Raw genomic sequence first — 12619 nt, 5'->3', positions numbered from 1 at the left:
CGCGGTCGAACGGCACTGACGGCCGGGCGGCACTGACGGACCCGCCCCGGCAGTGGCAGGATGCGGACCCATGACCACCACCGGACGCATCCAGGTACTGCGGGCGAGCGAGCGCCCGGCCACCCCGTGGCTCAACGGGGGCGGGGTGACCCGGGAGGTCGCCGGGTCCCCCGCCGGGGCCGGGATGGCCGACTTCGACTGGCGGGTGAGCCTCGCCGATGTCGCCTCGGCCGGCCCGTTCTCGCCGTTCCCCGGGATCGACCGGGTGATCACCCTGGTCGAGGGCGCCGGCATGGCGCTCGCCGTGGACGGCGTCGAGCAGCTGGTCGACGCCCCGTTCCGCCCGTTCGCCTTCCCGGGCGACGCCGCCACCGACTGCCGGCTGCTCGGCGGCCCGGTGGTGGACTTCAACGTGATGACCCGCCGCGGCCGGGCCGACGCCGTCGTGGAGCTCCGGACCGGGCCCGGCAGTGTCGCCGTCCCGGAGGGGTCGACCGTCCTGCTGGTCTGCCTGGCCGGTACGGCCGTCGTCGACGGCGGCACCGAACTCGGCCGCTACGACGCCGCAGTACTCGACGCACTGGGCACCCACGAGCTGCGGCCCGACGGCGTCACCGCCGCGATCACCTTCCGCACCTCCGCACTCCGCACCACCGACTGAGCAGCCCGCTGCCCGTACCCCCGCCGGAACCGGGGGTACGGGCAGCGGCGGCACCGGCCGCGTCAGCCGCAGAACACCGGCGTGGCGTGCGCCGGGTCCAGCGCGTTGGTCACCAGGTGCAGCGCCGTCGGCGAGAACGCGATGGCGACGTGCTCGGCGAGGGTGACCGGGCAGTGGTCCTGGAGCACCTGGTTGCCCACGTCCGGCCCGTTCAGGAACTGGGTCCGCCACGGGGTGACGACCTCGTCGTACACGGTCGAGATCACCGTGTAGTGCACGCCCGGCACGGTGTCCGGCCGGGAAGCCATGGTGGCGTTGAAGGCGGAGCCCACCGCCTGGTCGCGGCAGGCCTGGCAGACGGTGTAGATCAGGTCGGCGACGCCGGGGAAGTACGGCGCCAGCTTGGTGATCCCGTCGAGGGTCGTGCCGTGGTTGGACGGTGCCAGGCCGATCAGCCTGTCCACCTTGGAGGCCCCGCCGAGGAACTTGAGGTAGTAGTTCGGCAGCATGCCGCCCTGGGAGTGGCCGACGATGTCGACCTTGGCCGCACCGGTCGCGGACCTCACCAGGTCGACGAAGTGGGCGAGTTGGGCCGCCGAGGCGGGCACCGGACCGAGGCCGCCGATCGGCAGCAGCAGCCCGCTGCCGGTGGAGGTGATACCCGGAACGGTGCCGTAGTCGAGGGCGAAGACGCAGTACCCGAGGCCCTTGAGCAGCGGGGAGAGCGCCAGCCAGTTCTCGTAGCGGTTGGCGAAGGTGCCGTGCACCAGCACCACCGGGTCGGGGTGGGCGGCGGACGGCCGGCAGCTCCAGTCGTTGGCGCCGGGCGGCGAGGCCACCGAGTCACCGTCGGGCGGGAGCGCGGCCGAGGCGGGGGCCGCGGCAGCGGCCGGGGTGGCGACGGCCGGGGCGGCCGCGGCGGCGACCAGCAGCGCGCCCGCCAGGACGGCCGCGCCGAAGGCTCCGCCGAACCGGCGGCGCAACGGAGTTGCGGAGAAGCGGAGAAGTGGGGTTCTCAACTGTTGCCTCCACAGCGGAAGTTTGTTACCAACAGGTAACCCGAGTGGCTCAATGATGCGGTCACCCTTCCGGCCCGGCCCTTGGGCGTCCCCCAGACCTGGACGGTGTTCTCTGTGACCGGTCACAACGCGCCCCACTGCACCCCCACCAGCCGCTCCGCCGAACTCCCCGCGCACCGGCCCGCCGACGCCTCAGCCGAAACGGCCGCCGACCCGGCCACCGAAGCGGCCACCGACACGGCCGCCGGCGCCGCCGACCACCCCTCACCGTGGCGCGTCCCGGTGATCGGCGGACTCCCGGCCGACCAGAGACTCCTCGGCGGCGCCCGCGCGTTGGCCGCCGTCGTGGTCGCCGCCCTGCTGGAACGGGTGCCGGTCTACCACCGCCTCCCGCGCGAGCAGCTCACCGGCGAACTCACCCGGGACACCGAGCGCCGCATCCGCGGCCTGGCCCACGCCGTCCGCACCGGACTCCCCGCCCCCGCCGAGGAGTTCACCGCCGTACGGGAGGCCGCAGCGCGCCGCGCCGAGGAGGGCCTGCCCCTGGACGCCGTCCTGCTCGCCCACCACCTCGGACTGGAGGTCTGCTGGGAGTTCCTCACCCGGGACGCCCACGCCGGGGACGCCGCCGACCTGGTGCTGCTCAACCGCCTGCTGCTCGACCAGCTCCGCCGGGCCACCACCGCCGCCGGCGCCGGCTACCTGGACGGGCAGCAGTCGGCCGGCGACCGGAGCTCGACCGCCCGGCAGTCCCTCCTGACCGCACTGCTCGCCGGCACCCCCGCCGAGGAGGTGGCCGCCCGGGCCGGCACCGAACTGCCGGCCGGCTACGCCGTGCTCTGCCTGTCCCTCGCCGACCACCCGGACGAACACTCCCCCGGCATCGACCCGGCCATCGCCGCCCGCCGCAAGCTGCGCCGCTTCCTCGCCGAACTCGACCACCGCACACGGCAGTCGGCGCTCTCCACGCTCACCCCCTCGGGCGGCCTGCTGCTCCTCCCGCTGCCGTCCCCGACCAACCGGGCCGACGGGCCCGCCGACGGCTCCGAGAACGGATCGGCCGACGGCTCCGAGGACGGGGCCGACTGGCCCCGGCTCGGCGCCACCCTCGCCGCCGCGGCCCGAGCCGCCGGTGTGCCCGTGCTGGCCGGAGCGGCCGCCGCAGTGCCGGCAGAGGTGCCCGGCGCCGCCGCCCTCGCCTATGAAGTCCTGGACGTCGCCCGGGCGTTCGGCCGACCGCCCGGGCTGCACCGGCTGGACGACGTGCTGCTGGAGTACCAGCTCACCCGGCCCAGCCAGGCCCGCGCCCGGCTCGCCGCCCTGCTCGAACCCCTCGCCGACGGCGGGGAGTTGCTCACCACCCTGCGCATCCACCTGGCCGGCGGCCTCAACCGCCGACAGACCGCGAGCGCCCTGCACCTGCACCCCAACACCGTCGACTACCGGCTGCGCCGGATCGCCGTGCTCACCGGGCTGGACCCGGCGCGCCCGGCCGACGTCCTACGGATCACCGCCGCGATCGCGGCCCGGACGGCCGAACGGTCGGCCCCGGCCCACTGGTCGTGAAACGACGGCACCCGCGCCGACCGCGGCGCGGGCGCCGTCCCGAAGTCAACGCCCCGAGGCCAACGCCCCGAGGTCAGCAGCTCGGGGCCAGCATCTCGAGGTCGACAGCTCAGGGTCGACAGAACGACCTCAGTCCTGCTCCCCCGGCAGCCGCAGGTCCCACCCCACCAGGGCCCGCAACTGCTCCGCCGTCACCCCGTCCGGCAGCGGCCGGGGCGGTTCGTGCCGCAGCGGCGGCTGCCAGCCCTCCTCCTCGGTCCAGCGCCGGACCACCTTGGCCGGGGCCCCGGCGACCACGCTGTGGTCGGGCACCTCGCCGCGCACCACCGCACCGGCCGCGACCACCACGTTGCGGCCGATCCGCGCCCCCGGCATGATCACCGCGCCGGTGCCGATCCAGCTGCCGGCGCCGATCTCCACCGGCTCGTTGCGCGGCCACTGCTTGCCGATCGGCAGCTCGGTGTCCCGGTACTCGTGCGCCTGGTCGCTGACGTACACCCCGGGACCGGTCCAGACGTCGTCGCCGATCACGATCGACTGGTGGCCGACGATGTGGCTGTCCCGCCCGATCACGCAGCCGCCGCCGATCCGTACGATCGGCTCCGGCCCGAGGTCGAGCCCGGGCAGGAAGCCCGCGCTGATGGTGACCCGCTCGCCGATGATCGAGAACGGCCCGATGGTGATCCACCGTTCGTTGAACACCGCCCCGAGCGGGAAGGCGAGGGTGGTGCCGTCGCCCAGCTCGCCGAACCGGTACGGACCGGGGTTCCGGTTGCTGACCGCGCCGGTCCGCTGCACCCAGCGCCAGCCCCGGTGGACGAGGCGCCCGGCGGCCCGGCGGCCGCCGTCCCGGAAGGCGGAGAGGAGGGAACGGGTTATCGGCATGCGCTCACGTTACCGGCCCGTAGCGTCCGTCCGGTGACCGGGAGGCCGACATCACACCGGCCCCACCGCCCCCTTCAGCACCACCCCCGGGCCCGCCCCGGGCCACTCCCGGACCGTCCCCGCGGCCGTCCCCCGCGGCCGTCCGAAATCCGCCACCGATGTCCGTCGGCAGTGGAACACTCCGTCCCATGGAGATCTCCGAGCACATCGAAGCAGTCCGCCGCGAGGGCGCCCTGCTGGCCGACGCCGCCGCCCGCACCGACCTCACCACGCCCGTCCCGACCTGCCCGGACTGGCGGTTGAGCGACTTGCTGCGCCACATCGGCCAGGTCCACCGCTGGGCCGCCGCCTTCCCGGCGAAGGGCCTGAGCGCCCCGCCGGAGGGCGCGGACCGGCAGGCCGTGGTCGGCCCGGACCCCTCCGACGCCGCACTGCTCGACTGGTACCGGGAGGGCCACGCCGCCCTGCTGACCGTGCTGTCCGAGGCCCCCGCCGACGTCGAGTGCTGGACCTTCCTGCCCGCGCCCAGCCCGCTGGCCTTCTGGGCCCGGCGCCAGGCGCACGAGACCGCCGTGCACCGCTTCGACGCCGACGCGGCGGCCGGTTCGCCGGGCCCGGGCGTCGACGGCACGCTCGCCCTGGACGGCATCGACGAACTGCTGCGCGGCTTCCTGCTCCGCGGCCGGTCCACGGTGCACAGCGACGACCCGCGCACCATCCGGATCCGGCCGACCGACGGGGCCAGCTCCTGGCACCTGACGCTCTCCCGGGAGCCGCTCGCCGTCACCACGGAGGAGCGCCCCGAGCCCGCCGACCTGACGGTCAGCGGTCCGGCGGCCGAGCTCTACCCGCTGCTCTGGAACCGGCTGACCGTCGAGCGGGCCGGGCGGGTCGAGCTCAGCGGCGACCAGGACCTGTTCGACCACTGGCGGACCGCCGCGACGATCTGACCCCGGTCGGGCCGGGCCGGAGTCAGGTCCGGCCCGGCCCGGCTCGATCCAGCCCAGCCCGACCCGGCCCAGCCAGGCCCGGCCCGGCCCGGCCCGGCCCAGGAGCTCAGCGCACCCAGGCCGCCGGCCGCTTCTCCAGGAACGACCGCATCCCCTCCTGCGCCTCCGCCGACCCGAACAGCCGCGCCGACAGCTGCACCAGCTCGTCCGCGTCCCGCGCGAAGGAGCGCGCCACCTCGGCGTTGGCCAGCCGCTTGGACTCCGCCAGCCCCTGCGGCGAGCCCTGGCGCAGCGCGTCCAGCAGCCCCTTCACCAGCACCCCGGTGGACTCGCTGGACTCGGCCGCCTGGGTGATCAGACCGATCCGGGCCGCCTCGGCGGCGTCGAAGACCTCGCCGGTCAGGTAGTAGCGGGAGGCGGCGCGCGGCTCCAGCTTGGGGCGCAGCGGCAGCGAGATGACGGCGGGCGCCAGGCCGAGCCGGACCTCGGTGAAGGCGAAGGTCGCGGCCGGTCCGGCGACGGCGAGGTCCGCCGCGCCGATCAGGCCGAGGCCGCCGGCCCGGGCGTGCCCGTCGACCACGGCGATGACCGGCTTGGTGCAGTCCACGATCGCCTTCTGCAGCTCGACCAGGCCGCGCGGGCCCACCGTCGGGTCCGCGCCGGTCGCCTCGGAGAGGTCCGCGCCCGCGCAGAACACCTTGCCGGTGTGGGTGAGTACCACCGCGCGGACGTCCCGGTTCGCCGCGGCCACCGCCAGTCCGGCGTGCAGCTCGGACATCAGGCGCGAGGAGAGCGCGTTGCGGTTGTGCGGCGAGTCGAGGGTGAGCGTGGTGACGGCGTCCGCGGTGCTGACGCGGACGAGGGGCTCTGCGCTGGTCATCGGCGTGGGCCTGCCTTCCGGCTGAGGGTGGGTCGGACTGCGGGCGCGGCCCGGGGTGCCCGGACCGCGCCCGCACGACTCTGGCACGCCCACCCGCCCCGCGGCCAGAGCCGACCGGCACCCCTCGGCCAGAGCCGACCGCCGCCCTCCGGCCGCCGGGTCGAAAACCGCTGGTGGCAGCCCCGGTCCGCCCGTCAGCATGGGCCCATGACCACCGACCCCCCGGTCCTGCTGCTCGCCCCGCGCATCAACGAGACCGGCCTCCAGCTGCGCACCGCCGCCGGGCTGCGCGGCCTGCGCGCGTGCACCGCCGCCTCCTGGCGGGCGCCGCGCGAACTGCTCGGCGCCGCGGTGCACGTGTACGGCGGGCCGCTGTTCGCGGACGCGGTCGGCCGGGAGCTCGGCCTCGCCCTGCTGGAGCCCGCCGAGGACTGGCTCGCCCGACTGCCGCTCGCGCTGACCGGCCGACGGATCTGCGCGACCACGCTGGCCGAGGCCCGTGCGCTGGGCGGCCCGGCCTTCGTGAAGCCGCCCGCGGACAAGCTGTTCGCCGCCCGGGTCTACCCCGACGGCAGCGCGCTGCCCGGGCCCGGGCTGCTGGACGGGGACACCCCGGTGCTGGTGAGCGAGGTCGTACGGTTCCGCACGGAGTACCGGCTGTTCGTCCTGGACGGCGCGGCGCGGACGGGCTCGCGCTACGCGCGGGACGGTGACCTGGCCGTCGCACCGCTCGGGGCGGACGGCCCCGAGGTGCTGGCCTTCGCCCGCGACGTGCTGGCCGCCTCGGCCTCGCACGCCGCGTTGCCGAGCGCGGTGGTGGTGGACGTCGGACGGACGGACCGGGGCTGGGCGGTGGTGGAGGCCAACGCCGCCTGGGCCAGCGGGGGTTACGCCGCCGACCCGGGCGAGGTCCTGGACGTGGTGCTGCGCTCCTCCGGCCCCGCTGCCCAACTGCCTTGCACCGACCGGGCGTTCCTGCGCGAGCTGCCCGAAGTGGTGCGCTGACCGGCGGGTTGACCGGGGGCGGCCGCTTGCGGTCCCGGCCTGCGGTGGCGCACGATCGGGCACCATGACCACCACGCACCTCACCCACATCACCCAGCCGCCGGGCGTCTTCCCCGCGAAGGGCTACACCCACGTCGTCACCGGCACCGGCCGACTGGTCCAGGTCTCCGGGCAGGTCGCCTTCGACGAGCACGGGGACCTGGTCGGCGCGGGTGACCCGAAGGCCCAGGCGCGTCAGATCTTCGAGAACCTGCGCCGCTGCCTGGCCGCCGCCGGCGCGGACTTCTCGGACGTCGTCAAGTTCACCTTCTTCATGACCGACATCGCCCACCTCGCGGCGATCCGGGACGCCCGGAACGAGTACCTGGGCGACCTGCCGCTCCCGGCGGCCTCGGCGATGCAGGTCGCGGCGCTGTTCCGGCCCGACGTGCTGATCGAGATCGAGGCGACGGCGGTCGTCCCGGAGTAACGCCCGTACGCCCCCTCGCACCAGAGCTCCTCACCCCAGAGCTCCTCACCCCAGAGCTCCTCGCTCCGGCCCCCTCAGGCCGCCCGCAGCCGCGCCTCCCGCCGTCCGGCCCACCGGACGGCGGGCCCCATCGCCAGGCCCGCCGCCAGCAGCGCCGCGCCCAGCACCGCCCACCCGGCCACCCCGTACCCGATCACCGCGGTGCTGACCACCGCCGGTCCGGCCATCATCGCGGCCGCCGAGCCCGCGTTGAACACCCCCTGGTAGGCGCCGTGTTCGTGCTCGCCCGCGAGGTCGTAGCTCAGCGCCCAGCCGCCCGCCTGTCCCATCACCTCGGCGAGCGACTGCAACCCGATCCCGACCAGTGCCACGGCGGCGGCGAGGATCCCGGGCAGGCCGTGCGCCATGGCGATGACCAGGCAGGAGGCGGCCAGCACCAGCCCGGCGCGCCGGCAGGCCCGGGCGGCGGCCGTCCGCTCCTCGGTGCCCCGGGTGGCCCGCACCTGGAGGGCGATCACCATCAGGGTGTTGACGATGAAAGCGCCGGCGACGGTGATCCGCGGCGCGTCGGTCTGCTGGACGATCCACAGCGGGACGCCGACCTCCAGGACGGCGAACTGCAGCCCGAGGACGGAACACAGCGCGGTCACCACCAGGAACGGACCGTCGCGCAGCGCCGGGTTGCGCCGCCGACCCTGCCCGACGCCCGCCCCGCCCGAGGCCGAGGCCGAAACCGAGGCCGAGGCGGCAACCGGTGCGGAGGCACCCGCACCCGCGCCCGCCTCCGCCGGCAGCCGGTACATCAGCAGCGCGACGGCCACGTACGAGACGGCGTCGGCCAGGATCGCCGCCAGGTAGACCGGCCGGGTGTCGAACTGGAGCGCGATCGCGCCGAGGCCGGTCCCCAGGCAGATGCCGATGTTGGTCACCACCCGCAGGTACGCCCGGCCGGCCACCCGGCGGTCGGCGGGCAGCACCTGGGCGTACAGCGCGTTCCGCACCGCGGCCGCGCCGCGGTCCACCGCGGAGACGGCGCAGGCCAGGGCCACGAAGGCGGCGTAGCCGTGCACCAGCGCGTACCCGGCCGTGCCCACGGCCTCGATCGAGACCAGCACCACCAGGACCCGCCGGGCGCCCCAGCGGTCGGCGGCCCGGCCGGCCGGCACGCTGGCGGCGACCCCGCACAGACCGGCGGCCGTCATCCCGAACCCCAGCTGGGCCGCGCTCAGTCCGAGCACCCGGGTGAAGAACAGCACCGCGACGGCCAGCGAGAGGCCGTTGCCCACCGTGTTGACCAGGGTGATCCCGGCCAGTCGACGGACCGTCGGATCGGGGTGGAGGCGGCGCCGGAGGGCCCCGGGCAGGCGGCCGTTCGGCTGGTGCGCGGGCACGCCGAAGGGTGGTGCGGAGGACTCCGCCGGTGTGGTGGTCATGCCGAGGATTCCACCGTCGGGCGGGCCGCACCCGACACTCCTTTAGGCTCTGGCTAAAAGCTCGACGACCGGCAGCCGACGGGAGGATCCCGGTGCACCGCTTCACCCTCCGGCTGGCCGACCTCGCCAGCACCTGGTTCGCCTACTCCCCGATCCTGGAGGCCGTGCTCAGCCTGCGGATGTGGACCCACCCGGGCCGGTACCGGCTCCAGAGCCCGGCCTTCGAGCGGCTGGGCCCCTCGTTCGCGCGCCTGGACTCCCGGCTGCTGCTCTCCCTGGTCGCCGAGAACCGCTGGGTCCCCGACTTCCTGACCCCCCGACCGTCCTCCCCCGCACCGGAGTTCCGCACCCAGCTCGCCACCGTCCGCGCCCTCCCGCCGGAGCAGCTGCGCGGCGAACTGGAGCTGACCTTCCGGCCGCACGGGCAGCCGCTGCCCGCCCTGCTCGACGCCGGACTGGCGGATCCGGCCCGGCTGTTGAGCCGGATCTGCGACTCCCTGGAGGAGTACTGGGAGGCGTGCCTCGCACCCGCCTGGTGGCCGCAGGCCCGCGCGGTCCTGGAGGCCGACCTGGTGTACCGGGCCCGGGTGCTGGCCCAGCACGGCGCGACGGCGCTGTTCACCGACCTCGACCACCGTCTGGAGTGGGCGGACGGCGCGCTGTCGATCAACCGGCACTGGACGGACGGGGACGTGGAGACCGCCGTGGACGGGCGCGGGCTGGTGCTCAGCCCGACCTTCTTCGTCCGGGGCGCGATCACCATGATCGACAGCACCCGCGCCCCGCAGATCTGTTACCCGGCGCGCGGCCAGGCCGCCATGGCCGGACAGGGCCCGCCGGTGCCGCCGCGCGCGCTGGAGGCCCTGGTCGGCGCGCCGAAGGCCCGGCTGCTCGGCCTGCTCGCCGAGCCGGCCTCCACCACCGAGCTCGCCTACCGCCTGGGCGTCACCCCGGGGGCGGTCAGCCAGCACCTGTCCGTCCTGGCCGCCACCGGCCTGGTCAGCCGGGCCCGGCACGGCCGTTCGGTGCTCTACCGGCGCAGCGCGCTCGGGGACGAGCTCTCCGGCGGCCGGTGAGCGCCCCGCCGGCCCGCCGACCGGCCGCCCGGCCACCCCGCCACCCCGCCACCCGGCGACCTCCCCAACTCCCCACTGGTACAGACCTGTTGACGCATTGGTCCAGTCCTCCTACAGTGCCCATGCCCCCGCCCCCCACGGCGCGGGCACCGGTCGCCCACGGATCACCCCGGTTCTACGTCACCCTGTCCAACCCCCACAGCCACAGGGAGAACCATGTCCGCTCGATCCCGGGCGGGACGCCCCCGCATGCGCAGCAGACTGCTGGCACTGCTGTCCGTCCTGCTCCTCCCACTCGCCGTCCTGACCGCACTCGCCGCCCCCGCGCTCGCGGCGGGCAAGCTCACCGCCACCTTCACCACCGCCGACAACGGCTCCTGGTGGCAGGGCACATACATCGTCCACAACGACAACGCCACCGCCGTCACCGGTTGGACCCTGGACTTCGACCTGCCCACCGGCGTCACCCTGGGCAACACCAGCAACGGCACCGCGACCGTCAACGGCCGGCACGTCACCGCCACCGCCGCGTACTACAACGCGACCGTCAACGCCCACAGCACCACCGAGCCGTACAGCTTCTGGTTCGTCGGCACCGGCCCGGTCTCCACCCCGCTCAACTGCCGCATCAACGGCGACAAGTGCGACGGCTCCGCCGACGTCCCGCCGTCCGCGCCGGGCACCCCCACCGTCACCGGGTCGACCGCGCACACCCTCGCCCTGAGCTGGCCGGCCGCCACCGGCGGCGACTTCCCGGTCGCCTCCTACGACGTGCTGAACGGCGCCACCGTGCTCGCCTCTGGCCCGACCGCCAACGCCCTGGTCACCGGGCTCACCCCGGCCACCTCGTACACCCTGACCGTCCGGGCCAAGGACAGCCGCGGCAACACCGGCCCGCTCAGCGCGCCCGTGACCGCCAGCACCTTCGACCCGTCCACGGACACCGTCCCGCCGACCGCGCCTACCAACCTCCGTGCCACGTCGGTCGGTTCCTCCGACGTGACGCTCGCCTGGAACGCCGCCACCGACAACGTCCGGGTCGCCGCGTACGACGTCTACCAGGGCGCCACCCTGGTGACGACGGTCGACGGCGGCACGCTGACCGCATCCGTCGGCAGCCTCTCGCCGTCCACCGCCTACACCTTCACGGTGAAGGCCCGCGACCCCGCCGACAACGCCTCACCCGCCTCCGCGCCGCTCGCCGTGACCACCGCGGACATCGTCGGCGCCGGCAAGTACGCCCGGGTCGGCTACTTCGTCCAGTGGGGCATCTACGGCCGCCAGTACTTCGTCAAGAACCTCGACACCTCGGGCAGCGCGGCCAAGCTCGACATCGTCAACTACGCCTTCGAGAACATCGATCCGGTCAACCTGACCTGCCTCGCGGGCGTCACCAAGGGCACCACCGCCAACCCGGAGGACCCGGACCAGGGCACCGGCGCCGGTGACGCCGACGCCGACTACGCCCGCCCGATGAGCGCCGACCAGTCGGTGGACGGCGTGGCCGACGACGGCTGGGGCAAACTCCGGGGCAACTTCAACCAGTTGAAGAAGCTCAAGGCCAAGTACCCGAACCTCAAGGTGGTCGTCTCGCTCGGCGGCTGGACGTACTCCAAGTACTTCTCCGACGTCGCCGCCACCGACGCGTCCCGGCAGAAGTTCGTCAAGTCCTGCGTGGACACCTGGATCAAGGGCAACCTGCCCGCCTACAACGGCGCCGGCGGTGACGGCGTGGCCGCCGGGATCTTCGACGGCATCGACCTCGACTGGGAGTGGCCCGGCTCCGGCGACGGCCACCCGGGCAACCACTGGAGCGCGAACGACAAGACCGACCTGACCCTGCTGGCCGCCGAGTTCCGCAAGCAGCTCGACGCGCTGGGCGGCCCGCACAAGCTGCTCACCGCCTTCACCCCGGCCGACCCGGCCAAGGTCGCGGCCGGCTGGGACCTCGGCAAGGTCTTCACCTCGCTCGACATCGCCAACGTCCAGGGCTACGACTTCCACGGCTCCGGCAGCGACAACTCCTGGGAGCCCAACCGCACCGGCCAGGCCTCCAACCTCTACCCCGACCCGAACGACCCCTACGCCTTCCACTTCAGCGTGGACGGCGCCGTCCAGACCTACCTCGCCGCCGGGGTCAACCCGCGCAAACTGACCATCGGCTTCCCGTTCTACGGGCGCGGCTGGCAGGGCGTGGCGGACGGCGGCGCCCACGGCGTCTGGCAGTCCGCGAACGGCGCGGCGCCCGGCCAGTTCGCCGAGGAGGCCGGCACCCGCGGGTACCAGAACCTGGTCACCGGCGTGCCGGGCCTCACCGTCTACCACGATCCCAAGTCCGTGGCCACGTACGGCTACACGGGCGCGAACGGGCAGTGGTGGACCTTCGACGACGCCTGGTCGATCGCCCAGAAGACGGCCTACCTCAAATCGAAGAACCTGCTCGGCGGCATGATCTGGGAGATGTCCGGCGACACCCCGGCGGGCAGCCTGATGTCCGCCCTCGACACCGGGCTCAAATAACCGGGCTCACCTAGCCGACCGTCCCCGCACCACGGGCCGGGCCGGGGGGGGGCCCCCCCCCCGGGGGGCCGGCCCCCCCCCCCCCCCCCCGCCCCCCCCCCCGCCGGCCCCGCCCCCCCCCGCGGCGCCCCCCCCGGCCCCCCCCCGCCCGCGGC

General features: G+C 74.9%; 11 protein-coding genes. 7 read left to right on the top strand and 4 right to left on the bottom strand.

Features of this window, described 5'->3' with window-relative positions; genetic code table 11:
* Nucleotides 1–70 precede the first annotated feature (70 nt).
* The gene (locus ACFY2K_RS38235) at nt 71–661 is read left to right on the top strand and encodes a HutD family protein (RefSeq protein ID WP_380593215.1); all 591 of its coding nucleotides are present in this window, start codon (nt 71–73) and stop codon (nt 659–661) included.
* Between the two features lie 62 nt (nt 662–723).
* Here ACFY2K_RS38235 and ACFY2K_RS38230 read toward each other — a convergent pair whose 3' ends face one another.
* The gene (locus ACFY2K_RS38230) at nt 724–1644 is read right to left on the bottom strand and encodes an esterase/lipase family protein (RefSeq protein ID WP_387717288.1); all 921 of its coding nucleotides are present in this window, start codon (nt 1642–1644) and stop codon (nt 724–726) included.
* 150 nt (nt 1645–1794) lie between these two features.
* Here ACFY2K_RS38230 and ACFY2K_RS38225 point away from each other — a divergent pair, with 150 nt between their 5' ends.
* Nucleotides 1795–3246 carry a PucR family transcriptional regulator gene (locus ACFY2K_RS38225; RefSeq protein ID WP_387717263.1) on the top strand — a complete coding sequence of 484 codons (1452 nt, stop codon included), beginning with the start codon at nt 1795–1797 and terminating at the stop codon, nt 3244–3246.
* A gap of 129 nt (nt 3247–3375) precedes the next feature.
* Here the strand turns inward: ACFY2K_RS38225 and ACFY2K_RS38220 are convergent, their stop codons facing one another.
* The gene (locus tag ACFY2K_RS38220) at nt 3376–4131 is read right to left on the bottom strand and encodes an acyltransferase (protein ID WP_387717261.1); all 756 of its coding nucleotides are present in this window, start codon (nt 4129–4131) and stop codon (nt 3376–3378) included.
* Nucleotides 4132–4319: 188 nt separating this feature from the next.
* On the opposite strand from ACFY2K_RS38220, the gene ACFY2K_RS38215 reads away from it, so the two are divergent.
* Entirely contained in the window at nt 4320–5081 is a 762-nt protein-coding gene (locus tag ACFY2K_RS38215) for a maleylpyruvate isomerase family mycothiol-dependent enzyme (protein ID WP_380525606.1), read from the top strand.
* Between the two features lie 106 nt (nt 5082–5187).
* Here ACFY2K_RS38215 and ACFY2K_RS38210 read toward each other — a convergent pair whose 3' ends face one another.
* Entirely contained in the window at nt 5188–5961 is a 774-nt protein-coding gene (locus tag ACFY2K_RS38210; protein ID WP_375892385.1) for an enoyl-CoA hydratase family protein, read from the bottom strand.
* A 207-nt stretch (nt 5962–6168) separates the two neighbouring features.
* On the opposite strand from ACFY2K_RS38210, the gene ACFY2K_RS38205 reads away from it, so the two are divergent.
* Nucleotides 6169–6966 (top strand): ATP-grasp domain-containing protein, encoded by a 798-nt coding sequence (locus ACFY2K_RS38205; RefSeq protein WP_380593218.1) that lies wholly within the window; start codon nt 6169–6171, stop codon nt 6964–6966.
* Nucleotides 6967–7030: 64 nt separating this feature from the next.
* Nucleotides 7031–7435 carry a RidA family protein gene (locus ACFY2K_RS38200; RefSeq protein WP_375892389.1) on the top strand — a complete coding sequence of 135 codons (405 nt, stop codon included), beginning with the start codon at nt 7031–7033 and terminating at the stop codon, nt 7433–7435.
* Between the two features lie 74 nt (nt 7436–7509).
* Here ACFY2K_RS38200 and ACFY2K_RS38195 read toward each other — a convergent pair whose 3' ends face one another.
* On the bottom strand, nt 7510–8868 hold the full coding sequence (locus ACFY2K_RS38195; protein WP_387717259.1) for an MFS transporter: 1359 nt from the start codon (nt 8866–8868) through the stop codon (nt 7510–7512).
* Nucleotides 8869–8960: 92 nt separating this feature from the next.
* Here ACFY2K_RS38195 and ACFY2K_RS38190 point away from each other — a divergent pair, with 92 nt between their 5' ends.
* Both ACFY2K_RS38190 and ACFY2K_RS38185 read left to right on the top strand, forming a co-directional pair.
* Nucleotides 8961–9944: an ArsR/SmtB family transcription factor gene (locus ACFY2K_RS38190; RefSeq protein WP_375892392.1), complete on the top strand. Its 984-nt coding sequence runs from the start codon at nt 8961–8963 to the stop codon at nt 9942–9944.
* A 249-nt stretch (nt 9945–10193) separates the two neighbouring features.
* The gene (locus ACFY2K_RS38185) at nt 10194–12464 is read left to right on the top strand and encodes a glycosyl hydrolase family 18 protein (RefSeq protein WP_387717256.1); all 2271 of its coding nucleotides are present in this window, start codon (nt 10194–10196) and stop codon (nt 12462–12464) included.
* Nucleotides 12465–12619 lie beyond the last annotated feature (155 nt).

This window comes from Kitasatospora sp. NPDC001309 (genome assembly GCF_042896295.1).
Classification (GTDB): Bacteria; Actinomycetota; Actinomycetes; order Streptomycetales; family Streptomycetaceae; genus Kitasatospora.
The sequence above is the reverse complement of the archived record's forward strand: the minus strand, read 5'-3'. Positions and strand labels throughout refer to the sequence as shown.

Coding starts and splice junctions, on each gene's coding strand:
- ACFY2K_RS38210 (WP_375892385.1), bottom strand. CDS start 5,961: ATGACCAGCGCAGAGCCCCTCGTCCGCGTCAGCACCGCGGACGCCGTC.
- ACFY2K_RS38205 (WP_380593218.1), top strand. CDS start 6,169: ATGACCACCGACCCCCCGGTCCTGCTGCTCGCCCCGCGCATCAACGAG.
- ACFY2K_RS38195 (WP_387717259.1), bottom strand. CDS start 8,868: ATGACCACCACACCGGCGGAGTCCTCCGCACCACCCTTCGGCGTGCCC.
- ACFY2K_RS38185 (WP_387717256.1), top strand. CDS start 10,194: ATGCGCAGCAGACTGCTGGCACTGCTGTCCGTCCTGCTCCTCCCACTC.
- ACFY2K_RS38235 (WP_380593215.1), top strand. CDS start 71: ATGACCACCACCGGACGCATCCAGGTACTGCGGGCGAGCGAGCGCCCG.
- ACFY2K_RS38220 (WP_387717261.1), bottom strand. CDS start 4,131: ATGCCGATAACCCGTTCCCTCCTCTCCGCCTTCCGGGACGGCGGCCGC.
- ACFY2K_RS38215 (WP_380525606.1), top strand. CDS start 4,320: ATGGAGATCTCCGAGCACATCGAAGCAGTCCGCCGCGAGGGCGCCCTG.
- ACFY2K_RS38200 (WP_375892389.1), top strand. CDS start 7,031: ATGACCACCACGCACCTCACCCACATCACCCAGCCGCCGGGCGTCTTC.